This window comes from Larkinella arboricola, assembly GCF_003259745.1.
Lineage (GTDB): Bacteria > Bacteroidota > Bacteroidia > Cytophagales > Spirosomataceae > Larkinella > Larkinella arboricola.
The window spans coordinates 364,309-390,500 of sequence record NZ_QLMC01000006.1 but is presented as its reverse complement, the minus strand read 5'-3'; the positions used below and the strand labels follow the sequence as shown (position 1 = coordinate 390,500).

General features: G+C 48.6%; 19 protein-coding genes. 11 read left to right on the top strand and 8 right to left on the bottom strand.

The genetic code is table 11. From position 1 onward, the window contains the following. The first annotated feature begins 1,475 nt into the window (after window positions 1-1,475). The 6 genes from LX87_RS23765 to LX87_RS29020 all read left to right on the top strand — a co-directional run bounded on the left by LX87_RS23765 (window position 1,476) and on the right by LX87_RS29020 (window position 7,267). On the top strand, window positions 1,476-1,772 hold the full coding sequence (locus LX87_RS23765; protein WP_111630785.1) for a LytTR family DNA-binding domain-containing protein: 297 nt from the start codon (window positions 1,476-1,478) through the stop codon (window positions 1,770-1,772). A 308-nt stretch (window positions 1,773-2,080) separates the two neighbouring features. Beyond that, complete coding sequence (locus tag LX87_RS23760; RefSeq protein ID WP_146624542.1) at window positions 2,081-2,410, top strand: hypothetical protein; 330 nt, start codon at window positions 2,081-2,083, stop codon at window positions 2,408-2,410. Continuing rightward, the gene (locus LX87_RS23755; RefSeq protein ID WP_111630783.1) at window positions 2,361-3,212 is read left to right on the top strand and encodes a DUF5060 domain-containing protein; all 852 of its coding nucleotides are present in this window, start codon (window positions 2,361-2,363) and stop codon (window positions 3,210-3,212) included. Before LX87_RS23760 ends, LX87_RS23755 begins: the two co-directional genes overlap by 50 nt. Continuing rightward, window positions 3,172-3,447 (top strand): triple tyrosine motif-containing protein, encoded by a 276-nt coding sequence (locus tag LX87_RS29410; RefSeq protein WP_111630810.1) that lies wholly within the window; start codon window positions 3,172-3,174, stop codon window positions 3,445-3,447. The genes LX87_RS23755 and LX87_RS29410 overlap by 41 nt, the downstream gene beginning before the upstream one ends. Before the next feature lie 642 nt (window positions 3,448-4,089). After that, window positions 4,090-5,868, top strand: coding sequence for a DUF5060 domain-containing protein (locus LX87_RS29025; protein ID WP_211325367.1), 1,779 nt, complete (start codon window positions 4,090-4,092; stop codon window positions 5,866-5,868). 10 nt (window positions 5,869-5,878) lie between these two features. Continuing rightward, a complete protein-coding gene (locus LX87_RS29020) occupies window positions 5,879-7,267 on the top strand; it encodes a malectin domain-containing carbohydrate-binding protein (RefSeq protein WP_211325366.1) in 1,389 nt (462 codons plus the stop codon). 747 nt (window positions 7,268-8,014) lie between these two features. Here the strand turns inward: LX87_RS29020 and LX87_RS23735 are convergent. Further along, the gene (locus tag LX87_RS23735; RefSeq protein ID WP_170139446.1) at window positions 8,015-8,881 is read right to left on the bottom strand and encodes a winged helix-turn-helix domain-containing protein; all 867 of its coding nucleotides are present in this window, start codon (window positions 8,879-8,881) and stop codon (window positions 8,015-8,017) included. A gap of 215 nt (window positions 8,882-9,096) precedes the next feature. Here LX87_RS23735 and LX87_RS23730 point away from each other — a divergent pair, with 215 nt between their 5' ends. Both LX87_RS23730 and LX87_RS23725 read left to right on the top strand, forming a co-directional pair. Then, window positions 9,097-10,200 (top strand): WD40/YVTN/BNR-like repeat-containing protein, encoded by a 1,104-nt coding sequence (locus tag LX87_RS23730; RefSeq protein ID WP_111630781.1) that lies wholly within the window; start codon window positions 9,097-9,099, stop codon window positions 10,198-10,200. Between the two features lie 269 nt (window positions 10,201-10,469). Then, window positions 10,470-11,495 (top strand): ligand-binding sensor domain-containing protein, encoded by a 1,026-nt coding sequence (locus tag LX87_RS23725; protein WP_211325365.1) that lies wholly within the window; start codon window positions 10,470-10,472, stop codon window positions 11,493-11,495. A 160-nt stretch (window positions 11,496-11,655) separates the two neighbouring features. On the opposite strand, the gene LX87_RS23720 is transcribed toward LX87_RS23725, so the two are convergent. The 4 genes from LX87_RS23720 to LX87_RS23700 all read right to left on the bottom strand — a co-directional run bounded on the left by LX87_RS23720 (window position 11,656) and on the right by LX87_RS23700 (window position 15,126). Further along, a complete protein-coding gene (locus LX87_RS23720) occupies window positions 11,656-12,552 on the bottom strand; it encodes a helix-turn-helix domain-containing protein (RefSeq protein WP_111630780.1) in 897 nt (298 codons plus the stop codon). A gap of 88 nt (window positions 12,553-12,640) precedes the next feature. Further along, window positions 12,641-13,639 (bottom strand): aldo/keto reductase, encoded by a 999-nt coding sequence (locus LX87_RS23715; RefSeq protein ID WP_310587945.1) that lies wholly within the window; start codon window positions 13,637-13,639, stop codon window positions 12,641-12,643. Window positions 13,640-14,344: 705 nt separating this feature from the next. Further along, entirely contained in the window at window positions 14,345-14,617 is a 273-nt protein-coding gene (locus LX87_RS23705; protein WP_111630778.1) for a helix-turn-helix domain-containing protein, read from the bottom strand. 8 nt (window positions 14,618-14,625) lie between these two features. Then, window positions 14,626-15,126, bottom strand: coding sequence for a hypothetical protein (locus LX87_RS23700; protein WP_111630777.1), 501 nt, complete (start codon window positions 15,124-15,126; stop codon window positions 14,626-14,628). A gap of 585 nt (window positions 15,127-15,711) precedes the next feature. Here LX87_RS23700 and LX87_RS23695 point away from each other — a divergent pair. Continuing rightward, window positions 15,712-16,968: an MFS transporter gene (locus LX87_RS23695; protein ID WP_229310797.1), complete on the top strand. Its 1,257-nt coding sequence runs from the start codon at window positions 15,712-15,714 to the stop codon at window positions 16,966-16,968. 5 nt (window positions 16,969-16,973) lie between these two features. Beyond that, complete coding sequence (locus LX87_RS23690; protein WP_111630776.1) at window positions 16,974-19,307, top strand: aminotransferase class III-fold pyridoxal phosphate-dependent enzyme; 2,334 nt, start codon at window positions 16,974-16,976, stop codon at window positions 19,305-19,307. Window positions 19,308-20,460: 1,153 nt separating this feature from the next. On the opposite strand, the gene LX87_RS29405 is transcribed toward LX87_RS23690, so the two are convergent. From LX87_RS29405 to LX87_RS23665, 3 genes are all read right to left on the bottom strand, one after another. Next, the gene (locus tag LX87_RS29405; RefSeq protein ID WP_111630775.1) at window positions 20,461-20,583 is read right to left on the bottom strand and encodes a hypothetical protein; all 123 of its coding nucleotides are present in this window, start codon (window positions 20,581-20,583) and stop codon (window positions 20,461-20,463) included. Window positions 20,584-21,111: 528 nt separating this feature from the next. Next, the gene (locus LX87_RS23675) at window positions 21,112-22,665 is read right to left on the bottom strand and encodes a capsule assembly Wzi family protein (RefSeq protein ID WP_229310796.1); all 1,554 of its coding nucleotides are present in this window, start codon (window positions 22,663-22,665) and stop codon (window positions 21,112-21,114) included. 417 nt (window positions 22,666-23,082) lie between these two features. Next, window positions 23,083-24,252 carry a WD40/YVTN/BNR-like repeat-containing protein gene (locus LX87_RS23665; protein ID WP_111630771.1) on the bottom strand — a complete coding sequence of 390 codons (1,170 nt, stop codon included), beginning with the start codon at window positions 24,250-24,252 and terminating at the stop codon, window positions 23,083-23,085. A gap of 337 nt (window positions 24,253-24,589) precedes the next feature. Here LX87_RS23665 and LX87_RS23660 point away from each other — a divergent pair, with 337 nt between their 5' ends. Further along, window positions 24,590-25,510: a bestrophin family protein gene (locus tag LX87_RS23660; RefSeq protein ID WP_111630770.1), complete on the top strand. Its 921-nt coding sequence runs from the start codon at window positions 24,590-24,592 to the stop codon at window positions 25,508-25,510. The last annotated feature ends 682 nt before the right edge of the window (window positions 25,511-26,192 follow it).

The window sequence follows — 26,192 nt, the reverse complement described above, 5'->3', positions numbered from 1 at the left end:
TTCAGAAAGATAACCTGACCTGATGGGCCGTTTTCGTGTGACAACGCATTTTTTACCTGGCAATAACAGCCGTGAGAATCCTGGCTTAGTCTCTTACCTCGTTGGAGAAGGCGTATGGCATGGCCATGGCCAGAGAACGCAAGGTGGGCCTGTTCGAATTCTAGAATATTAACCGCGAACTGGCCAATGCCAACCTGGGTTTAGGCGATTATAAAGCCGCCTTTTCCTGGTATATCCGATACGATACATTGACACCAAAGATTCGCTTTCCACGATTGAGGCCAAAAAGCTGTTTCAGAATTACGAAGTAAAACTTCAGCAGGCCGAAGCCCGCCAGCGGCAGAATTTGTAGATTTTAGTGGTGGATGTTTGCCCTGGAGGTCTACTGGCGGTGCTTATTGCGTTCCTGGCAGTCAGTTACCAATCGATTAAAGAGGCCCTGGGTGATGCGGTGCAGAGTTTGGGATTTTAGATGAACTGTTTAAATAACGCGGGGATTAACCATCCCGTGTAATGACGTTAGTTTTCGCCCGTATTAAATGTGATTAACGCATCCTATATTTTTCGCTTTTCAGTTGCAATAGTGACAAGCTCATCTTACTTCAATTCATTTAGGGCTTCCCACCAAGCGTTTTTTGCAGGATCACTACTCTCAGCTAGAAAGTATCTGGTAGTTCTCTGCTTCCATTAGCTCTTTTTGCGAAACAGACTTCGGTGGCCTGATGGGAGGGGAGCAGCATCCTTCCAATTTACTCTTCAAAGCTAGCTTATTGCTAAGGGCGTTCTAATATTTTTTTAATATTTGTCCGGATCCAAACGGGCTCTGCCTTTAGCCAATGGCGTATTGAGTCGTTCAATCTATTTTTGGGGCGGCTAATGTTATTTGTATAAGATGTTAAAAATAAACTTGTTACAGGTGTGTATCTAGTTGGTTTGGAAGCTTTGCCATGAAAGTATTGAGCATAGCCAGGTACTCAATCTAGTAATAATCGGTCCAGACAAGAATTCGCTACGCTTGCTTTTCTAATAAATTTTTAATCTTTTTGGATCAACGTCCACGCTGAGCTTTGGTTGACCCAGCGCTTGCCCCTGTCGGATTTGTTCCTCAAGATGCATTCCGTTTGCGTTGATGTTCAAACAGTGAATAGCCTTTGGAGGATTTCATTCGTTCCTAGGGGCTTAACAAATTACCCGTCTATCCGCGTCCTTGGCGATACAACATGCAACGTAGCCTACCACCACCTGGTCTCTACAGCTTTTTTAAGCAGGCAGTCAAGCCCGTAAGTTGGGTAGACTGCTTACGGGTACTGTTGTCGATTCAGACCATGTTTTCTCAGTCTGCCTATGCCAGGGTCCTACCCATTCTGGATGGGCGAAATAAGACCACATCGGCGGCTCGACAGACAGCCCATGTTAGGTTGAGCATGAAACTTACTTTCCAGTACCCATTCCATCACCCATGAACACAAAGAACCATGAACAAATCCCGGTGGCAATCGCTGATTACGCCCGAATTGACTCATCTTTCTGCCGATCGAAATTACACTTATCTTCATTATGCCGATGGCACTAAAAAACTCATGTCGTCGACCCTGAAAACCTGGCAGCAACGGCTTCCCCATTTCTTGCGCATTGGCAAGGGCTACCTTGTCTCTCCAGATCACATCAAGTGGTCGGATGACTTTACTACGGGCTACATCAATCAGCAGCCATTCACCGTTTCCCGAAGAGCCGCGGGTGCTCTTCGTAAACTGGGGCGTGTATCCACTTAATTTCAGACTGACGCTGCAAGGTATCGAAGCTTAGGTCTGCTTTTAGGGGCAAGTGAGTAACCTTTCTGGTAGCCAAAATGCTCCAAGCCGTCCTAGTCACTCAACTAATTTGCTGATCCATGATTGGCGGAATATAGTAAGCTTGTCCGGAAGACGTGTAGGGCGAAACTTTAACCTCCTTGTCAGCGCTAACCACTCGCTCATTAGCCACTGAACAACCGTTTTTATCTCATCTTAATTTTTTACTCATGAAGCACGTCTCGGTTATTTATTCCGGAGTTAAAAAACGAAAGAACTGGCTACTTCTTATGCACCTTTTACTCGCTTTCTTTTTCTGTTATGCTACCAGCCATGCCCAGAATTTATCCGGGTTTACCCTGCTGAACGCCGTTACCAACGTCGAAATTGCCCCGTTAAAAAATGGCGATGTGATTAATTTAGCCGCTACGGGTAATCTGCTCAACGTACGGGCCAATCCAAGTTCCTCCAACGTTAAACGCGTCGTATTCGCTTTGGAGGGTCAGGAAAGCTTCCGAACCGAAACGCGTGCGCCGTACACACTGGCGGGAGATACCGATCAGGGTCATTATGACTGGACACCCTCCATCGGTTCACACACTGAAGGCCACTCCCTATAGCGCTTCGGGCAAGGCCGGGACTCCTTTAATCATTTCGTTCACCGTCATCTCCAGTACGCTATCCACCAATGATTTAACCGGCTTTACCCTCATTAAGGCCAGCACTAACGCCGATTTGGGCCCGCTATCCGACGGCGCTCAGATTGATCTAAGAACCACGGGTAGTCTACTCAATGTGCGCGCCAACCCGGGTACATCAGCCCTGAGTAAGGTGGTCTTCGCCTTAGACGGCGTGGAGAACTATCGCACCGAAATAGCCGCGCCTTATATGCTGGCCGGTGACTCGGATCAGGGCTCCTACATTTGGACGCCTTCGCTGGGTCCTCACACGCTGAAGGCGACCCCGTACACGCCCTCGGGGCAGGCCGGGACTCCGCTGGTAATTGCTTTTACAGTTTTTGCCTGCTCTCCGCCCCAAGAGCCTGGTAATAACCTAACCCTGCAGGGGGAACTGCGCCAATGGCACAAGATTACGCTGGCAATAGAAGGCCCGGAGGCTTCGGAAACGGCCGCAGATAATCCGTTTCTGCTCTACCGGTTGAATGTGACCTTTACCAATGGCACTAAACGCTATGTCGTGCCCGGCTATTTTGCCGCCCAGACCGGCGCTGCTTCGGGTCGGATTTGGAAAGTCCACTTTCACCCGATGAAACCGGGATGTGATCCTACAGTATCTCCATGCGCAAGGGAGCCAGTATCGCCGTCAGTGAGGATCCAAATGCTGGGGAAGCCGTTACAGCGGTCGACGGAAAAACCGGCCAATTTACCGTGGAGACCTTCGACAAGACCGGCCCCGATTTGAGGCAGAAGAACCAAACCAGTACGCCTATAAGCTAAAAGGCTTTGACAACGATTGGTATAGGCAGCCATTCGCGGGTACCTATACCAATCTGGATCCAGCTACCTATACTTTCCGAGTAAAAGCTACGAAAATCAAAAGGCCGAACAAAAAAATAGCACGTCTGCACAAATGGCATAAACATGCTATGCTGACTAGCTCGGAGCCGCCTTTCAAAAATAAAAGGATAAAAATATGAAGTTTTTATAGGTTACCAACACGGAATCTAATTGGACAAAAAAGGTTTCCGGCCCCTGGCAGGCCAGGGACCGGGCCGTCTGGTAATTGGCTTGCCTGAAAAAGTCCTCCGGCCTGTGTGCGGATATAGTTAACCACGGTGGGCGCCTAGCTTCCTGTTATCATCAAAAAATCTCAGAAATAAGTACAAAGTTTCCGGCCGAAAAATCAATTTGACAGGTACTCTTCAGAGTGACCTTCTACGATCGTTTTGGCTGGGCTGTATACGTTTATTGCCTTCAGACTGCGCCCTTCAGTTTTTCACATTTTTAATGTTGCTACAACATTTGTTGCTGGATGAGTGTGGACGAAAGAAGGAAGAATAGTGGGCTAATGTGCTATAGACGTGAACATTAGCACCAAAGGGTGGTTCTAAGGCTATCATCTAATTCAAGCGGATGGTTCAGAAAATAGGAAGCGGAGAGGGCTAGCCCTCTCCGTCCATAACGTAGCATCTCATCTTAATAATTAGTCTATGAAACAACGGTTCTCCTGTCTTAAGTCGGTTCCAAAACCAGCAAATTATCTTATTTATTCGTACAGCTTAGTTCTGTTTCTTCTCCTTCATTCCATTAGCTTTGCTCAGCATCTGACCGGTTTCACTTTGATAAATGCGGCTACCAATACCGACATTGGGCCGCTCAACGATGGTGATGTTGTCAACCTGACTATGACGGGTGATCTGCTCAATGTCCGGGCCAACACCAACTCGTCCGGGATCCGCCGAGTGGTCTTTGCTCTGGATGGTAAAGAGAATTTCCGCACCGAAACCGTGGCTCCCTATACACTGGCCGGAGACACGGATCAGGGCCACTACGACTGGACGCCCTCGCTGGAAGTTCATACCATCAAAGCGACGCCCTACAATGCCTCTGGTCAGGCCGGTACGCCCCTGACGGTCACCTTCAGAGTGATAGCCAGTACGCCGACACCGGAGGGGATAACGGGCTTCACCTTGATTAATGCCAGTACCAACGCCGACATTGGGCCCCTCACCGAGGGTGCTCAGGTTGACCTTCGCCTGACGGGGAAGCTGCTTAATGTCCGGGCCAACACCAACTCGTCCACTATCCGCCGGGTGGTCTTTGCTCTGGATGGTAAAGAGAATTTCCGCACCGAAACCGTGGCTCCCTATACACTGGCCGGAGACACGGATCAGGGCCACTACGACTGGACGCCCTCGCTGGGTCCTCACTCGCTGAAAGCCACACCCTACAATGCCGTCGGTCAAGCGGGAACGCCTTTGCGGGTTAACTTTACGGTCATCGCCAGTTCGCCCCCTCAGGAAGAACCCGGCGAAAACCAGCCCCCGGCCCCTGTGGCCCTGCAGGGGGAACTGCGCCAATGGCACAAGATTACGCTGGTCATTGAAGGGCCCCAGACTTCGGAAATGGCCGCTGAGAACCCTTTCCTGAATTACCGCCTGAATGTGACCTTTACGAAAGGCGCCAAGCGCTACGTGGTACCAGGTTACTTTGCTGCCGATGGCAATGCAGCCAACACCAGTGCCACGGCCGGTAAGATCTGGAAAGTCCACTTTTCGCCCGACGAAACCGGTCTTTGGCATTATACCATCTCGATGCGAAAAGGTACTAACGTAGCCGTTAGTGACCGGCTCCAGGAGGGTGAGCCGGTGGAAACCGTCGACGGCCAGACCGGTCAGTTTACCGTACTGCCGACAAACAAAATGGGGATAGACCTCAGGGCCAAGGGGCGGCTGCGGTACACTGGGGAGCGGTACCTGCAGTTTGCCGGAACGGGTGAATACTTCCTGAAAGGCGGGGTGGACTCGCCTGAGAATTTTCTTTCTTACGCCGACTTTGATAATAGCACCAACATTGGAAACCGGCGCAAAACCTGGAGTCCGCACGTGCAAGACTGGAAAGAAGGCGATCCCACTTGGCAGGACGGCAAAGGTAAGGGCATCATTGGGGCGGTCAACTACCTGGCCAGCCAGCAAATGAACGTATTCTCCTTTATTACCCTGGGTATCGACGGGGATGACAAAAACGTGTATCCCTATGCAAGTCCCAATGACTACACCCGGTTTGACTGCTCGAAGCTGGATCAGTGGGAGATGGTGTTTGAACACGGTGAAAAGCAGGGCATGTACCTGCACTTCAAAACCCAGGAGCGGGAAAATTGCCTGCTGTTAGACGGGGGTAATTTGGGCGTGCAACGCAAGCTGTATTTGCGGGAGCTGATCGCCCGTTTTGGTCACCACCTGGCCCTGAACTGGAATCTGGGTGAAGAGAATATCCAGACTACCCAGCAACGCAGGGATATGGCCCAATACGTGGCCCAGCTGGACCCGTATAAAACACATCGTACTTCATACCAATGTAAAAGAACAGAACGAGGTTTATTCCCCTCTGCTGGGTAACAAGTCGGCTTTGACCGGCGTATCGATCCAGACCGACTGGAATAACGTCTATGCCGAAACCCGGTTATGGGTGGAGCGATCAAGTCAGGCGGGAAAGAAATGGATTGTGGCCAATGACGAACAAAACGATATGGGAGTGGCCACCGATGCGGACTACGCAGGCAGGCGGGGTACGCTGGCCGACAATCAGGATGAGATCCGAAAAGAGTGTCTGTGGGGCAACCTGATGGCCGGTGGTGCGGGCATTGAGTATTACTTTGGCGGGTATACGGGCGAGACCGACCTGGCGGCCGAAGACTACCGCTCACGGGCCAAGATGTATCGCTTTACGCGCCATGCCCTGGATTTCTTCCGAAACTATGTGCCGCTGCTGGAGGTGGCCCCTATGGACAATTCAGATCGGGGTTGGGTCTTGGGCCAGGAAGGCCAGGTGTATATCCTGTATCTGAAGGATGGGGGAGCGGCTACCATCAATCTGGGGGGCGGCCGGTATACGGTACAATGGTATGACCCGCGGAGCGGGGGGGCGCTGCAATATGGAGCAGTTCGCAGCCTCTCGGGTCATGGCCGACAGTCCACGGGTTTACCGCCGAGTGCGACCAAAGAGGACTGGGTGGTCTTGATCCGGTTGGAATCGAATTCGGTGGATCAGCCGGTGACAAATGCCTACCGGATCAATGCCGGGGGAAGTTCTTATACTACCCCAGATGGGCGGGTGTTCAGCGCGGATACATACGCCAGTGGTGGTGCCGAGTATACGATCAACGGGTCGACGGATATTCAGAATACGGAGGATGACGGGCTGTACCGAAACGAGCGCTATGGGGACTTCTCCTATAGGCTGCCGGTGAGTAACGGGAGCTACCGGGTGACTCTGCACTTTGCGGAAGTGTATGCCCGGTCGGCGGGGCAGCGCAAATTCAATGTGGCCCTGGAGGGAGAACGCATCCTAACCGAGTATGATATCTTCGCTCGCGCTGGCGGTGGGTTCAGGGCCCTGCAGGAGACGTTCATCACTCAGGTCAGGGATGGCGTATTGAACCTGGATTTTACCCGGGGAAGTGTGGGAAATGCCAAGATATCAGCCATCGAGGTAGTCCAAACGGATGCCACCGCTGCCCGGTGGGGAGCAGGACTCAGTGCCGAGACGTTGGGCGTGCAGCTCCAGGCGTACCCCAATCCGTTTACCGACTTCATCACTCTCCGACTGGAGGGACCAGCCGCCCAAGCCTTGCCGGTGGTTATCTATGATAGTCAGGGTCGGGTGGTGCTGCAACTGGCCGAAGTGAAGTCCGAACAAAGGATTTCGCTTGGTAATGCTTTCCCGCCAGGGCTGTATGTACTGAAAGTGGGAGAGGGTAAAGGAGCGACCAGTCATACATTATTGAAAGTGCGGTAAAATAACCGCAATGCCCCGAATCAAGGCAAACTTTTCGATTTATGCCAAAAAGCGTCTGCACGCGATGATTGCTTACGCCATTATCGCTGAAACAGCGTTTGAACTTTGCCTAATTTATTCTGGTTTACTGTTTTAAAGTAAAGATATTAGTCGACAAGCCCGGCCCCTGGCCGGGTTTTGTTTTAGCATTTTTCTATTTTTGGGGAGCATCCTTTCAGGATGGCCAGCGTTAGTGGCTGGAGCCAGAGAAGCTGCTAGGGATATTCGGGAAAGTTTGGCTTTAAATTATGAGAGAGCTTGTCATTCGGCTCCTTTTTGAGGCTTAGGGCCGGTTAGAGTTGTGCTAGCTATTGCGGCATGAATCACTCAGGGGTTGAACACGAAGCTCATCAGATAAGGCCGTCAATTTCCTTTAACTACTCGGCCCTGTAGTTAGTACAAGTCAGATAACCTTAGCAATTCTTAAATCCATAACTTTTTGACCTTACCATTTTTTGGGCTGATATCCCGCTCTTTTGGGTCAGCATGTTGGTTCACAAACCGCTGCTTAAATTTTACGCTTGTCCCAAACATAGCTGGGACCTATGAAAGTATTTCTATTCTAACGTAAGAGCCTTTTGTGAGATGATATCTTATACACGATTCTGCGGTATACCCCAACGGAGTTGGGGTAGCCAACTTCCCAAGGTATCTATGGGTGGCTACAGCGGTCCCTTAGCGGCCAACCAGCAACCCGCTTGGCTCTAATCAGCCATCCTGCCCTGGCTCTTTGGGCGAGTCGATTTCCAGCTTATACCCTCTTCCGTGACTATTGACAATGCGTACCGTGGGGGCGGGCTGGAGCTTTTTTCGTAGGCGAGAAACAAACACATCCAGGCTGCGCCCTACAAAGACGCCTTCCTCCCCCCAAACCTGTTCCATGAGCCGGTTTCGATCAATCACGGCATTGGGAGAAGTAGCGAATACCTTCAGCAACTTGGACTCTTTGGTCGATAGCTCAATGCGGTCAGCGCCCAACCGCAGAATCTGCTTTTCTAAACAAAACGTAAGGGGGCCTAAGTGAACCAAAGTAAGGGGGGATGCCTGTTCGACAGGGGCTGAGGGGAGCGTTTTTCGGTTGACCAAACGCCAACCGACCCCCATCAGTAGAACGGTTAGAAGAAGCCCAGCCAACCAACCAACACGGCCGATTGAAGCCGTCTGAACCGGCGGTTGGGCGAACTGGATTTTAATCGTGTAAGCCCCCCGGGGAGGCCTTCTGGTTAGACAGGCAATCGTCTTCCAATTCAGCGGTTGACGGACTTCATAGCTATAAGCCACGGTGTTCCGCTTTTCTTGCCTCACTTCCACCAGGTAATGCAAGGGCCCTTGATTTTCCTGCAAATGACGGTGAATGATCTCAACCAGAGAGGCTGGTTGAAAAGCAAAGGGACGTTGAAACCGAATCAGGAATGTGCGCTCATCGAGCTCTTCAATGGGTGATATCCAAGATGTAGAATCGCCCGAGGCCAGCAATAGCTCATGACCGATTTTCCGCAGGGTCACCAACACCTTTCCCCCATCGCTGTAGCCCGGCAGGCCGATGACCAGTAGGAGTAATACGGTAAGTATCACGTGTCTCATAGACCAAAAATAGTCCTTACCAGGCGATAAATTTCATGTTTTACAATTGGTTAACACTTTTTTACAAGCGATTAACCCTATTAACAGAGTCCCCAGCTAGGTTTGAATCGAACGAGTGAAAGGGGGCAGAAAAATAAGGTGTATTGCCCCACCTGCTTCTTTCCACTACTTACTCATTACTAGGGTTGTACTTTAAATTGAAAAAAATGAAAAAGTCAGTTGTGTTTATTCCGGCAATCCTCCTGGTATTATTTCTCCTCAATTCTTTTGTGCTAAAAGAAAAGCAGGCACAAAAGAAACCCACAAAAGAGGGCAAATCCGCGGGGATTGTCAACATCATTTTCAAATCTACGGATGGCGGACAAACCTGGCAGGACATTAGCAACGGGCTGCCTGAAAAATTGCAGCGAGAAGGTGTGGGGAGCGCTGGTGTCTTTGCCAATGACCGTGGGCTCTATTTACGGGCTGGAAATGCGGTTTATCATAGTGAGCCCAATTCCACCACTTCTTTTTGGACAAAAGAGCTCTTTCCCGGTAATCAACGTAACATCGCCCCTGGCAAGAATGGGATAGTTGCCTATGATTTCAAGGGTCAATTTTTACAAAAAAGAAACGGAACGAGTGATTGGTCACCCGTGTACGAGAATTTTCAAGAGCAAGCCGTACGCCTAAACAAAACGATCGATTATTATTACACCAATTATAAAGTAAAATTTGTACGCACCGTTTTTGAAACTACCGCAGGCACCGTTTTCATCGTTTCCAGCAACAGCCTTTTTAGATCAACGAACCAGGGGAAAACCTGGCAACAAGTGCATGTCGGGGGCGGGGCCATGCAATTGGTCGAGTCAAACGGTGTACTTTTGGCTACCGACCGATCAGGACTAATAAGATCCACCGATGAAGGTCAAAACTGGGATCGTGTGCTCAGTGAAGCGGGGGGTGGCATCGCCGTGGAACGTATTGATGGCGGCTTTGCGGCTATCGTAAACAACACCATAACCCAAACAAACAGCCTACACATTTCCATGGATAGTGGAAAAACCTGGACGGCCATCGGTGAAAACCTTCAGCCTTCCTGGAGTCGTTTATTCATGAAAAGAGTAGGCTTACTTGACTCTTCGCCGGCTATTTTATCCATCAAACAACTGGGTACCTATTTACTATGTGGTCGCTCAGATGGTCTCTTCCGGTCATCTGACCTGGGCAAAACCTGGCAACAACTCGTGCTTCCTGCTACAGAAAATTATGGCTTCAATTTAGCTGTTTCGGGCAAGGTGATCTATGTCATACCCAATAAAGGATGTTGAAAAACTCCAAACTCAGAAATACGGTGTATGTTGTCTCTTCAAACGCCCGAATTCTGGAATGGCACCCAACATGGCCTCCTGTTTGGTCTTGGCTTAAACTACCAGTCTCAACCCAATACACTCACTTATTCCGAGGGACCAAACAGTACACTGTTGGGAAAACCTTCGTTTCGTTAACATCTCATTACCATTCTTTTACGAGCAATTAACGAGATCCTGGCACGAAGACTTATAATTTGTTGAAACCATAGGGCCATAAAAAAGAACTAATGATGAAGTACGCCGTATATGCCTTGTTGATACTGGTTGTTTTTTACACTGCCTGTAAAGGGCAAAATAAGACTGACCTGCCCAAAGACACGATCACGTCCGAAACGAAAGAACTCATTACCTCCTATGGACCTAACCATATTGCTCGTACGATCAAGCAAGATAGAAAGGGCAATATTTGGATAGCGGCCTTTGATGGTGTTTTTCGGTACAATGGGACATCGTTTACCAATATCACCAGTAAGGTGAGTTCGGCTCGTTTTTTTTCGGTTTTAGAAGATCGAAACGGGGCCTTGTGGTTCGGCTCGATTGGCGCAGGGGTTTATTATTATGATGGCAACTCCTTTCGAAACTTTACAACCAGGGACGGACTCATTAATAATGAGGTTGTTTGTATTTATGAAGATAAAATCGGCCATGTTTGGTTCGGTGCTAACGGAGGGGTAAGCCGTTACGATGGCAAATCCTTTCGAAATTATAGGCTGAATGGAGGTTCTATGGTTGAAGATAGAACAGGAATACCTTTTCCCGATTTTACCCGGCCCCCGCATGAAATCAATGCGATTATTGAAGACAAAACCGGCAAGTTTTGGTTTGGCACCAGGGACAATACCTTCGTTTATGACGGTAAAACATTTACCAATACAACTTCTATGGGCCAACCTTTTACCAATGTTCGATCGATTATTGAAGATAAAATGGGTACGATCTGGCTGGGTGGCACGAATGGCCTTTGGCGCTATGATGGCAGCACATTCACCAACATCACCCAGAATTTTGTGGGGTATATCTACGAAGATAAAAAGGGCAACATTTGGACGAGTTCAGAAACTGCCCAGGGTTGGGTACTTTCTCGTTATGAGGCAAAGACCTTGTCCAATAAAACACCGCTGGTAACGGAGCTAAACCCCAAAGAAGGCAGGATGCTATTTGGGATTTTAGAAGCTAGTGATGGTAGTATATGGTTCGGGGCTGATGGGGTATATCGGTATGATGGGAGTCGTATTACGGATTTTAAAAAGTAAGAAAGTGTGTAGAACTGCTTCAAAATACGCCCCATTTCTGAAGCAGACACACCAACGTTATTTCGTCTCAAGTGGGAGCATTTTTTGAGAAGAAGTAGCTTGTCGCCATTCGCTAAAATTGGGAAGTCCTTAATTGAGGTGAATGAATTGACCATTCACCTCAATTAAACGAAGCTCGAAATTCCAAAGGCGACAGATGCGTCTTTGCTTTGAAAAACTTACTGAAAGACTGTGGATGCTCGAAGCCTAACTGATACGCTATTTCACCTACTGTCAAGCTGCTAATAACCAGTATTTCCTTGGCTTTTTCGATCAACCGAAGCTGAATGTGTTGCTGGGCATTTTGACCGGTATGAAACCGAAGCATATCGCTCAAATAATTGGGAGACAGATGCATCGCGGCTGCCACTTGCTGCACGGTCAGCAACCCTTTTTCTTCTGCTTGATCAGAATTGAAGTAGCCATCAACAATCGCCTGAAATTTTATCAGCAAATCGCTGGTATGGTTTTTCCGAGTGATAAACTGCCGTTCGTAAAACCGATTGGAATAGTTGAGCAAAAGATCGATCTGCGACAGAATGATATCTTGGGTATGTCGATCAATATGCTGGCACTCCTGGGCTATCTTGTTGAATAGAGCACTAATATCCTCTTCTTCTGTGGGCGATAAATGCAGCGCTTCGTGGACGGCATACGAAAAGAAACCATATTGGCTAATAGTGGTTACCAAGGGATGCCTGAGCAGTAGATCCGGGTGAAACATCAATAGCAAACCCGTACCGCATTCCAGGGTTTGTACATCCAGCGATTGGACCTGCCGAGGGGCGGTAAAACTCAGGATGCCTTTATCATAATCATACGTTTGTTGCCCGTATTTGATTTTACCCTTCACATCCCGTTTCAGGGCAATACAGTAAAACTGGTGAATAAACTGAGCCCAGGGACCTCCGGCTTCAAATTTACAGAGTTCCGATTGCGTCACACTCACCAACGGATGCTGTGGCTCCGGCAGCGACAACAGCCGGTGAAACTCGGTGATGGTTTGGATATTCTTCATAACAAGAAAATAGCGTTGATCGGGCGTAAAATCTCTCGCCGATGAATGCCGCTAGCTTTTGTGGTCGGCATTCATCGGCGAATGAAAGTTAATCAATCAGGCCCATTCCAAATTCATCATACGCATTACCGGTATCGATACCCAACGGGACAATCGCTTCCAGTTTTTCCATTTCGGAGTCGGTCAACTCCACGAAAGCCGCTTCCATATTTTGCTCCAGATACGTCCTGCGTTTTGTACCGGGTATTGGCAAAGCTCCTTTTTTCAGCACCCAGGCCAATGCAAGCTGAGAAGGCGTAATGTTTTTTTGGTTCGCCAGGGCTTCAATTGCCTGAAGGAGCTCAATATTTTTATCGAAATAAGCGGGTTGAAAACGAGGCATATGCCGACGGAAATCATTTTCTGGCAAATCATCCATGGTTCGTACTGCTCCTGACAAAAAGCCTCTGCCCAATGGAGAATAGGCGACAAAACCAACCCCCATTTCCTGTAATTCCCGGAGAATACCACGGGCTTCTACCGTTCTTTCAAACAACGAATACTCGGATTGCACCGCTGTAATGGGGTGCACCGCATTGGCCTTTCGCACCGTTTCTGCCGACACCTCCGACAAACCCAGGTAGCGAACTTTCCCTTCGTGCACTAATTCTGCCATGGCGCCCACGGTTTCTTCAACGGGTGTGCTCTTATCAAGGCGGTGCAGGTAGAATAAATCGATGTAATCGGTTTTCAAATTTTGAAGCGAACGCTCTAGAGCTTTTCGTACATAATCTGGCCTGCCATTAATGGTCCAGGTAAGCGTACCGGAATCATCAATTTCCCACCCAAATTTTGTAGCAATAATATACTGGTGGCGGCTGTTGCCCACCGCTTTGGCAATCAGCTTTTCATTGTCGAAAGGGCCATACAAATCGGCTGTATCAAGCCAATTGCCGCCTAACTCAAACGAACGGTGAATCGTAGCGATGGCTTGGTCTTCATGGGCTTTCCCATACATGTCATTACCGGCAAACCCGGTCATGCCCATGCAGCCTAAACCAATTTGTGGCACCTGCAATCCCTGGGTACCTAAAGTTACTTTTTTCATTTGTTCCATACCTGAAATTTTATAAAACAAATGTCCTCCATCCTGACCAGAACGGTGTGTTCAAATTCCTGATAGTTGTAGTTATATCCCTGATGCACTTTAAAAGTCACACTACGTTGCAAAACCAGCGGTTTGTGAGACGATGAAAGCCTCATGTATTCATGTATTATCTTGGAAAAAGGCATTTACTGATACAGACATTTCGTAATTACAGACCACTTTTCTTCTCCATCTCAGCCGGATAACGAACCCCCTGAATCGTGATGTTGGAGGCCTCTTTTTCAATTTGCTCAAGCTCACCAGCGGTCAGGTTTACTTCCGCAACGCCCAGATTATTCCTCCAGGCGATTTAACTTCGTCGTGCCGGATGGGCACAATCCACGGCTTTTGGGCCAACAGCCAGCCCAATATCCAAATAACATAAAAGTATCCGCACGGCAGCGATCGACCGTCGGTGAACCGGTCACAAAATTACGAACTAGTGTAGATCATTTTCGAGAAGATGCGGTTAGGAGTCAGTTGGTTGTATTCATCAAGAAACCACATATCTTCGGCACTTTTAAGAAGCAGATTAATACAAAATCCTCCACCTCTTGGTGAGGTACCCTGTTGCCAGACGGTTCCCCGTTAGGGTGGCAGTATGAAATTATACCTACTGGCTTATGGTCCATTTCACTACTTAACTTACAAGCAACGATAACTGTGTCAGGCAGCGAGCGGCTGTCGGGGAACAACCAGAATCTCTTCGCCAAGGGCTTCCTCAATTCGGATTATCGTCTTTAGCTCCAGATTATGAGTACCACTCAGCCATTTGCTGATTTCGGACTCTGACTTACGCAGGGCGACAGCAAGGTCTTTTTGACTCATGCCTTTTTGTTGCAAAATGTCGTGAATCCGGTCGGCTACATCCAGCATCTTGGCGACAGTTCGCCGGGTTTGAGCGGGAGTACGGGCCGCAATCCGATCAAAAGCATCCATAGTGTTTATTAATCTAAAAGTTCAATTGCCTCTATCTGGTTAATTTGTTTCCCTTTAAGGGTTAACTCACCAGACAGCATCATCTCTAGGATCTGGGTTGCCATCTTATTGGCAAACCGGAAGTGAGCCAATAACTCGGGGCTATCCTGCACTGTACGGCTGGTTTTTGGGCCACCGTTAGCTAATATAACCACCTGGTCAGACAGGCGAACGCCATACAGCCTAAGCCGGCAATAGTCATCACCTAATTCGGCCATGATACGAGCGGGTGGTGGGAGTGCCTGGGCATTATTCTCAAAGCGAAAGTACCGGACTTTGGCTCCCCGGCGCTGACCGATTTCTACTAACCAGGTGACTAGTAGGTTTAGGTCGTGGCTTAATGCCTGGTTGTGCTCAAAACGGGTAAAGAAGTCATCTGTCTCCGATTGGGGCCTATCCTCTACCCAAAACGTATAATAGTTTACTTGCTCAAACGCTCTAAATAGCCGGATCGTTACGTGATTCTTCACTTTTAAGTTAAGTTACTGACAAAGATAAGCCTAAGTATGAAGACTACAAGTTGATTTTACGGATGAAAAAATGGCCACAGTTTGACGGTATGCTTGCCTATTGATTTTTCAGAACGTTACTTGAATCCGTGAAAGGAGGGATTGATGAGAATCTATTACTATTTGCACTCCGCTACCAGGTAGAGTTGTGATTAACATAACACACTGCAATTAGTTGCCTGAATTACGCTGAAATGGCCTTACACTGATATAATAAGCTGTCAAAACGTCAATGCTATTCAAAATCATCAACTCTCGGTGAGATTCATAGTTAACCGAAAAATTGTATTAGTATTAAATAAAGAAGTACAAGACCGGATCGGCAGCAATATATAATATTGCAAAGAAGCGTTATGCCAGTTGTGATTGAATATCACGGTCGACTCCAAGTATTAATTCTTTGACGAAATAGCCAATCAGGAGCTAGGTTTCTGTCGATTGAGCTGGGGGTAGATACCACGCCTGCATCGTTCAGAATAGCCAGTCCGGAATGGGTATGCAGCTACATAATACGATCATAAATCTCTTATTTTAACCCTTTAACCCTTGAAATTTAAATCTTATCCCTGGCTGATTGTTGCCATGCTCTGTGTCGTGGGGGCCTTGAATTATCTGGACAGAATGATGATTACCACCATGCGTAGCTCGCTCGTGGAAGCCATTCCGATGACCGATGCCCAGTTTGGTTTGCTAACCGCGGTATTCCTGTGGATCTACGGAATTCTGAGTCCGTTTGCGGGCTTCTTGGCCGACCGGTTTAGCCGGAGCCGGGTCATTATTGGAAGCCTTTTTGTCTGGTCGGCGGTAACCTGGCTCACGTCCTACGCCACCAGTTTCGAATCGTTACTGGTAACCCGGGCCCTGATGGGTATCAGCGAGTCGTGTTATGCCCCGGCGGCCGTCGCACTGATCATGGATTACCACCGAGGCTCTACCCGCTCGCTGGCGAACGGGATTCACATGGCCGGTATTATGGTCGGTCAAAGCATGGGCTTTGTCGGTGGCTGGCTGGCCACCGACCATAGCTGGAACTATCCCTTCTTTATTTTCGGGATGATCGGAATCGGATACGCGGTGATTCTTCTCTTTTCGCTCAAAGATGCGCCAAAACAACCGTCAACCATAGCCCAGGGCCTTCACCAACCCGAAAAGGTAAAGTTCCGGGCAGCCGTCAAAGACCTCCTGGGGCGTCGTGGGTTTATTTTTGCTTTAACCTGCTGGAGTTTGCTTGGAATCATCGGATGGATGATCGTAGGATGGCTCCCGACCTATTTTAAAGAAAACTTTAACCTTTCCCAAACGATGGCTGGTGTCTACTCAACCGGCTATTTTCACGCGGCCTCCCTCATTGGCGTAATCACGGGCGGTATCCTGGCTGACCGCTGGGCCCGTAAAAACCCCCGAGGGCGAATTTTAGTGCCGGTAGTTGGGTTATGCCTGGCGGCTCCCGCGATTTTTCTGGCCAGCCATACCACCATCCTGTCGGTGGCCATTGGCTGCTTTATGTTGTATTCGTTTACACGCATCTTCACCGACGGCAACATGATGCCTATTCTGTGCCTGATCACCGATGAGCGCTACCGGGCAACCGCCTACGGGATATTGAACTTCTTCAGCTGTATTATCGGAGGCATCGGACTGTATGCCGGCGGTGCGCTGCGGGATGCCAAGGTTGACCTGTCTACGGTATTTCAAACTGGTGCCGTACTGCTGGCGTTGTGCGCCTTTCTATTGTATAAAATACAACCAACCCCGGAATCCATCACGGTCCAACAAAACGATCAAAAGGAATCAGCCTTGTAAAAATTATGAAATACAATTCTGAACTCACCGCCACCGACCATCAATTAAGTGTGTCTTCGTTACAAGGTTTTATGCCCGACGAAATTTATGACATTCACACCCATCCGTACCATCCCGCACACTTTGCTCCGGGCACCTTTCCGTTTCTCAAAGACACCGGGGTTTTAGGATGTAAACAACACCGGGACGCCCTTCTTCAATATATGCCGGTGAAGACGATCCACGGCCTTTATTTTGGAATGCCCCATAAAAATGCCGCTCGTCCGGAAATCAATAGCTGGGTTGGCACCGAAGTGAAGGAAAACGGGACCGCACTGAGCCGGGCCCTGATGGTGGTCTCTCCGCAGGATGAACCCGAACAGGTAGCCCGTGATCTACGGAGTGGGTTATTTTGCGGGGTAAAAGTGTACCATTGCTACGCCAGCCGACCCGACACCATGAACGCTTCCCTGACGGAGTATGTCCCCGAATGGCTTTGGGAATTGCTCCATGAAATCAACGGGGTTTTATTGCTGCACATTGTCCGGGACGGTGCGATGGAGGACCCGGACAACCAACGGGAAGTAAGACGGCTTTGCCGAGCATATCCCAATGTCAACCTGATCCTGGCTCATGTTGGTCGCAGCTTTAACTACCGCAACGCCCGCAGCGGATTGTATTCGGTGGTGGATCTCGACAACGTGGTGATTGATACCTCCGCCGTAACCGAATCAGAGTCATTCGCTGCTGCACTGCGCATTCTGGGGCCGCGACGCGTGCTTTGGGGATCTGATTTTCCTGTCAGCGAGCTGCGGGGCAGATGTGTTACGACGGGCGACTATTTCTTCTGGCTCCACCCCGAGCTAATTGATCTCAAACACCGACCGCCGACGACGAGTGAAATGACCCTGGTAGGCATCGAGTCCCTGCTGACCCTACGGGAAGCCTGTGAGGATACCGGTTTGACCCAAAAGGATGTCAGCGATCTATTTTTGAACAACGCCCTCCGGTTATTAAAACCGCATCTTCCCCAACAGGCCGTACCGCAAGAAGAAACGGGGCCAGAGTTGTGGAAACACGCGCGCGAAGTCATATCGGGAGGAACCGGGCTCCTGTCCAAGCGGGCCGAAATGTTTGATCAGCACCAGTGGCCTGCTTATTTTTCCAAGTCATCGGGTTGCGAGGTTTGGGATCTAGCCGGTCGGCGTTACCTTGATTTTGCCGGGGGTATTGGTGCTGTCCTGCTGGGTTATGCGGATCCGGATGTCAATGCAGCGGTACAACGAAGAGTGCTGTTAGGCTCCTACTCCTCACTGGTCAATCCACAGGAAGTTGAGCTGGCCGACCTCCTGCTGGAGCTGCACCCCTGGGCGGGAAAAGTACGCTATACCCGGGGAGGAGGTGATGCATTAGTCCAGGCGGTAAGAATCGCACGCGCGGCCACGGGTAAAAGCGGTATCGCGTTTTGTGGATATCATGGCTGGCATGACTGGTATCTGGCGGCCAACCTGAGCGATGATACCGCGCTGGATGGGCACTTGTTACCCGGTCTGGAACCCAAAGGGGTGCCCCGGGAGCTTCGCGGCACCTCGGTTCCGTTCCGGTACAATGATTTCGAATCCTTTGAAGCGGCCTTGAATAAACTCGGGAGTAACCTGGCCGGCGTGGTGATGGAACCGATGCGCTCGCAATATCCGCAGGATGATTTTTTAAACCGCGTCGCAGCCCGCTGCCGGGAATCGGGCGCCGTATTTGTGGTTGATGAAGTTACAAGCGGTCTCCGCTACGGTTTTCCGGGGGCGTTGTCCAAGTTTGGGGTAGCCCCCGACCTGGTGGTGTACGCCAAAGCAATGAGCAACGGTTTTCCATTCGGGGTGGTGATTGGTCGCGACGACATCATGCTGAAAGCCGATGCGAGTTTTATCTCTTCCAGTTACTGGACCGACGGGGTTGGTACGGCTGCGGCACTCGCGGTACTCAAAAAGATGAAGGCGCTGAATGTCCACGAAAGCCTTTGGAGCAGGGGAGTGGCCTGGAAAGAAGCACTGGAAAAGATTGCCGCGCGCTATCCGGGCTGCGGTTTGCAGGTCGGCGGGATGCCCGTGTCACCCACCCTTCAGTTTCAATTGGGTCCGCATTCTGGGTTGGTTAAGACCAAGTTCATCGCTAAAATGCTGGAAAAAGGAATTTTGGCTTCATCCGCGCTCTACCTCATGTTTGCACATGAAGAAAAGCATATACAGGCGTTTCTTGAAGCGTTTGAACAGGTTTTAAAGGAATTGGAACCGGAAATTCAGGGCGGGCTGGAAAATAGCAGTCATGGTGGGCAAAATCAACTGGGTTTCGCCCGGCTGGCCTGACTCGTTGCTGGCTGAGCCTGTAGCTGATCAGAAAGAAGACTCCAGCAGGCGATTAAAAGCGGTAGGAGAAAGTACGTTTTAATCCTGGTCGTTGGTGGGCTTAGTTACCTCAAACTCTTTGCGCTGGTCAATCGATTGTCGGCCCGGGCGTGGACATTGGGGCGGTCTTCGGGGTGAATCCTACCAACCAACCTTCAAGGGTTTGAGCCTCTTCCTGAGAGCTAAATCCCACAATGGCTTGCCTTCCGGGCACTGCGCATGGCTTGCGTCAGCCAGAGGTGGTTGTAGTGCAGGGCTTCCTGGCTCTTTTTGCGTTCGGTAATGTATAGAGCCTTTCCACCAGTTTGTCCATTAAACTCCCTTTTTTCAATTCATTTACAAGTAAAATAATTTAAGTACAAACAACTATTGGAAAGGGAGAAGGGATTGTCCATTTTAATCTCTACTTGGTATTAGCTATTCACCTTTTAAAAACAAGATCTTACTCAATATAAACTATATTACGATTCGAATATAGGCCTTCACAGCTTTTATAAAATTGTACTTATTTAAGCTTTATAAGCTATCTTATGTTAATGAAATATTCTAAGATCAAACCCCGAAGATAAGCCATAGAGAGAAGGCGGTTTGTCCTTTGAAAAGGGGACCGTCGCTCGGGAGGGAAAAGGCCCGTGTTGTGACATATGATAAATGGAATTTCCTTTTAGTTGGCGGTTAGGGAAGCTTATATAAGCTTCCCTAAAGATGATCCACGTCGGACAATAACCAGTACGGAACGTAAGTAAATTGAGCGGATAGTGCATAAAGTGCAACCTTAGTCATACTTGTTGTGTGACTTAGAGCAATGAACTACGTCTGATAGACACTTAAGATTAACATAACCTGTTCAAAGAACTTAATCTTTATGGAAGCTAGTGAATTCGTAGTTGCAATGGTCGTGGTCATTATTGTTCTTGCTAGTAGAAAAAAAGGGACCCTTCAAAGATCTATGAGTTTATTTTCTTCAGCAGTTCTGCCAGAACCCCTGCGCTAATTTCTTAGAAAAGTCTCTTAACATAATCATAGTGGCTGTTGCAAAAGTCCGAAGGTACAAAAAGCCATTGTCCATTAAGTGAACGACCATTGCCGAAGCCTGTGACAAACCCTTACCAATTTAATAGCGCAGATATTTCTTAAGATTGTAAGCTATGGCCGCTAAATACATCACTTTAGTCGCTGCGGCCTGGCCTCGGACGCCAATTTTGCCTAAGCCGTAGTAATTGATCAGACTACCCAAAACCGGTTCAACCGTGGCGGCCCCTGTCGGCTTCGAGCCTTGCCGCTTCGAGCGGCTAACCGCTTAAGCATCCGCTCATACTCGGCCTTGTAAGCCGTCTGATGCAAGCGCTTTTCGCGGGCCTTCGTCTGAATACAAGTGGCCCGCAAAGGCTGTCCTTTGCAGTTGGAAGATTTGGAGACGTAGCGCTTTTTTGGGTTGCCATCCCGATCGGTCACCAAGCGGTCAAACGCCAGCGTTTTGCCCTGCCGGCACCGGTAACTGTCCGTAGCAGCAGCATACCTAAAGTCCTGACGATCTGCTTTTTATTTGCCGTGTGGGGGAATAAAACCCACAATTTCCCGTTGTTCCAGCGCCTGATAGTTCTCCCCGGAACTATACCCGCTCCGGCGCTCCGATTGCGCCGGATGTCAGATTGTTCTTTCGGACTCATAATAATGACAAAGTAAAAAATTGAATCGATTACTTATCAACCGAAGTCCTGATTTTCACACACACTCAGACACCGCTGCAGGTTAACGATTACAGTTACCACTTCTTTTTTAAGCCGATATAACCACCAATTGCAGGGGTGTATAAATCACCGGTATCCAGGGCGGCACTGGCCATCAGTAACACCTTGTATCGGGTAATGGGTATCTGAGCCCCTGCCAGCATTGAAAACTGAACCAGGGTACCGGGCGTAGGCTGACTAAAAGTTCCGGCGTTCCAACTGTACGATGTACGTAATAGCAGGGTTGCTTTGCGGTAAATCGCCTGAGCGCCTATATACCCCATTGTCACCCGATTATTAGAGAAAAAAGCGCCAGCGGCTAAGGCAGAAGCAGGATCAAAGTCCTGACGGGGCGCAATGAAAGGTGTGCCTATAGTCCGACCTAAATAAGACCAGCCTTGGGCATACTGGCTATGGTTGTAGTAATTATCACCCCCCTGGTAAGAACTACCGGGGATGTAGAAGGTGGCCCCCGATTGATTCGTCGTTGTCAGCAGTTCCGCCGTTATACGATTAATTTGAAAAGCAGTCTGCTGTCCAGGCCCAGGGCGGTAACTAAGCCCCCAAAGACCGTCAGGCACATTTTTAAATACAATACCCGATACGTCATCGTAGGCATGCTGATGGTAGGCCAACCAGCGCCCCGACGGCAAATTGAATTCTACGCCAATATCAATACTGCCAAGGCTATTGCCCACCCGGTAACTATCAAATGAAGTATATCCTGCTACCTTCGCCCAGTCTTTAGGCGTGTACGAAAAAAAAACGTACCGATAAAACTTCCAATCCGAAGGAAAATACCCGTTAGCGTCGGCAATATCCGGGCGTTGTTTGAGATATTCAGCGTGTCCCGCCCATTGGACCTGATGATTAAGGCCCATATAGCCTTTTATTAAAGACCCTGGCTTGCCCAGCCGCAGGTAGAAGTATTTCTGATGCAGCCGTACACCCTGCAAGCTCGCCATTTGATACCATCCGTGAGCTAAACCCGCATTGATCGCTACCCAGTCGCCGGTAAAATGCAGAGGAGCGTAGCCAACGGTCGATAGTTGTATTTTAGGCAAAGGCAAGGCGTTGCCCGAAACGGCATAAAAACCCGATGTCAAGGTGGTATCTCCCAACCCTGTCACCTGCCGGCGTCGGCCCACATATAACTCAAGGGCTTTAAAGCGAACGCTCAGGTTGGCTTCCACCAAAAATAGCTTCAGTCGGTCGGCTTGGTTCTGGGTCATAACCGGATTAAGCGTAAAGCTCCAGTCAACCTTTTGGGTATGGACCGAATCAGGTTGGCGGTAGTGTTTCTGGATTGCAGCCTGAAAAATACCGGCGGGAGCCTCCCGAGGAATGATTCCATAGTGATTGGTGCGCAGCCAGAATGGGGTTGTGGCTTTCGACGAGATTATGCTGCCAAGCTCCATCTCCCCCTGAAAAATTGTTTGTTGCTGGCCGGCCACCTGAGGGCTAAAACCGAGTAGGCAGGCAGTTAATGCAAGCAGACCGTAAAGACATCGCCTTGATGAAAAACGATAGTAAGCGCTACCGACACGGCTGACTAACTTCAACCAACGACTGGTAAATAGGTTCTTCAAAATGGTATCCGTTAAGAGAAAAGCGGAACGCTTATAAATTCACTGATTTAAGCCCGTATTAATCGGTTATAAATTGGGGAATTTTTAGGAACAATACTTCATCACGATGGATTCAACATATATTTGTTTACATAGTTAGGGGATCAGCTCGGCGTAACCGTTGCTCATAAGCCTCGTGGATGGTTCGGCAAACTGGCAAACGGTTTTGCGATCTGGGCATTACTACTGAGCTAACACCTAAGCGCATAGGGCAGCTTCTTATACACGGCATCCAGGACGACCAGCGTAGGAAAATTCAAATGAAGGAGATCAATCCCAACGATGACTACGATACCGTTAAAAATTTATTCCTCGATAATAAAAAATAACAGATGATAGTTTACACTCGGTGGCTACAGGCCGAGTGAGATATAGATTTTACTTTGACTTATACAGCAAAAGCCTGACCTTTTCAGTACTGGGATCGTATATAACGATTGCAGGATACGTATTGGTTGCCAGTATCTTGGTAACTTGGGCCGTGGCCAACGTGGCATCCTGAGTTACCGGCGTAATCTGTTTTCCTTCATTAAATGTTTCGAACAAGCTTAAGGATGTTTGATTATCATTGACTGCTCCACCGAACAGAATATGATTGGGATCCTTGGGATCGATCCAGATACCATAAATATACACATACGGAAATGTAGGATGGCCTTCTTCGGCTTTAAAGATAAATTTGGTGGTTGTCCCACTTACTTTGGCCAATGCCCCTTCCTGACCGACATAAATGCTGTTTCCTGTATACGCGTTTGTCTTCAGTTCTACCGGCCTTCGATTTCCAAAAACGCTTCTATCCACCACTTTGGTAAAATTGGTCAGCACCACCGGATCTTTCGCATCAATGTCATATCGGCCTAGCCAGGCATCATCTAACGGATTTTCACTTCCTTGAAAGATTTGGTTGGGGTTATCGGGTAAAAAAACAATGTTACTTTGATAACCCCGATAGGAATCCTTCTCATTATTCATTCGCTTCCAATTGATTCCTCCATCTGTCGATACGGCGATCATGGTGCCTCCCTCTAAATTGGCATAAATGTGATCGGGATGCGTTGGCCGTACCGCCATACTAACATACGTTTCATACCGATTATCCAAATCATTGTGAACCGGTGATTGTGCCGCCTTCCAGGTTACTCCGCCGTCATTGGATATAAACAATGATTTTTCAGTTTTATGTTCGGCGGGTACAATACCGGCAAAAAGCTTGTTCTCAATAGCAGGATGTTTGAAAATACAGGAGACCTTCTTGCCCTCAAAACCACTTCTGGACCATTCCTTTGTGAGAAGATTGTTTTTCCATAGACCATCCGAGGTGGCCACATATACAAAATTATTCGTGTAGGCGGCCATTTGAAATTCATTTAAAGCAAAGTCGTAATGTCCCGCTACCATTACAGGAATATACCCGTGATCAATGAGCATACCCTTGCCCGGCCGTAGATCAACGTCATCCTTGTCTTTGTCCATACAACTGATGGTAACTAATAGCAGCGTACCAAAAAGGAATAGTTGAATAATACGAGTGTTCACTATCTTTTTCATGGCAGAGCTTAATAATAAATGATTTGTAATTCCTCAGACTTAACATGGGATGGATTTTCCTTGAGGTTGTCCACCAGGTTGCGGCAATCCCCGAAGCTCCCACTACAGTGCATATCCGGTTAAAGACTAATGAGTAACTCCAACGCTTCACGCCTGCCTTAGTGATCTTCGAACACCGCTATGTTAATCATAGTCATCTGGTCGATTTTACCTGGTTTTCACTCCGCTCGAAATGGTCACAAACTTAGAGGCTACAAATACTGGGGACAATAGCGCATTTACACTATTTCCCTAACCACCCCTGTGCCCTTATATTTGACTAACCAAACTTAATTTCATGCTGCTCAAACCCGATCTACGACTCAGCCGGGTCGTCCGAATCACCTGGAAAGTTGATTTGTGGATGATTGCCCTGTGTACGGGTGCTTATCTACTAGAAGCTTATATACTCCGAGGAACTTCTCATATTCCCAACAATATTCCGGCCTTGTTAGCCACGACGCTGGCTTTCTTCATTGGCTTCAACAACAACCAGGCCTATAGCCGCTGGTGGGAGGCCCGCACCATCTGGGGGGCCTTAGTCAATGACTCCCGCTCCTGGACCCGCTCACTGCTGGCCTACACCCAGCTGCACATTGACCCAGTTACGGACCAGGCCCACCCAAATGAGCTGGCCGTCCGGTTAATACGCCGTAATTTAAGTTTCCTGTATGCCCTCAAACAAAGTTTACGTAATACAGAAGAACCCGATTATCAGAGTTATCTGGAGCCGACCGATCTGGCCACCCTCACCCACTACTCCAATATCCCGGCTGGCGTACTGGATTTACAGGTGCGGGATCTGCAGAAGTTGCGCGAAACCGACCAGATGGATGGCTTCGCTTTTTTGGCCCTGAATGAATTGCTGGTTCGCTTTAGCGACAGCATGGGCCGCTGTGAGCGCATCAAAAACACGCTGTTTCCGGTTACGTATGTGTATTTTACTCGGGTATTCATCTGGCTAATGATCTTCATTCTGACGATCGATATTGCCGAAGAGGCAGGTATGTGGTCGATTGGGCTAGGCTGGTTGATTGGGTTTGTCTTTCACGTAACGCACTTAAATGGGCTGAACCTGATCAATCCCTTCGATGGCAATCCGGCCAGCATACCGCTGGATTCGCTAGTGCGCACCATTGAAATTAACGTCATGCAAACGCTTCATGCACCTGAGATTCCCAAACCGATCGAAGCCGTGGATGGAGAGTATATCTTATAGAAGCGACTTACCCAACCTATTACATGTCCTTTCTTTGTTTGAGTTTTTGAGGTCTCCTGCCACCAGTTCAATACTTTTTTACATGGCAGTTAATCAACTCTTTGTTAATCCATTACTACGAATATTTTATTTTAGCGCAGGTCCGCCGGGGGTTGTAGTGGCTATTATTGGCGTAAGCATCCCATCGGCGTCAGGCAAAAAACAAAATAAGTTGGTAAGTCACATCCGGCGCAAAAAATACTGAATAGAGAGTTTACCGCTGATAAGTCCGGAAAAATTGAAGCGCCGATGAAGGCTGTGGCAGAAAGCTTTCGCTTCTGCGATCCTATTCAAAAAGTTGAAGTTGGGTAGTCTATTAACAGTATTTCTCTACACGAGCACAGGCAAAAACGCCATATTTGAGTGTATGAAGATCTGCGGGGCAACCCGGCGGTACAAGCGTCAAAGAAGGCACTGCGCCGGCAGCCCGGTCAGGATTGAGATATATTTCTCCTTCTGAATATTGTGAAAGACAATTACAGAATGTCGCTTAGATATTTGTCCAATATTTTGTTGCAAGTCCAAACCGGCGATGTGATGAAAAGCCGGTCTTGATCCGTACACGAATGTTCATTGACTTCGTGTACGGATCAAGACAATACTATGCCAAAGCTGAACTAAATTCCTGAAGTGAGCAGGCGTT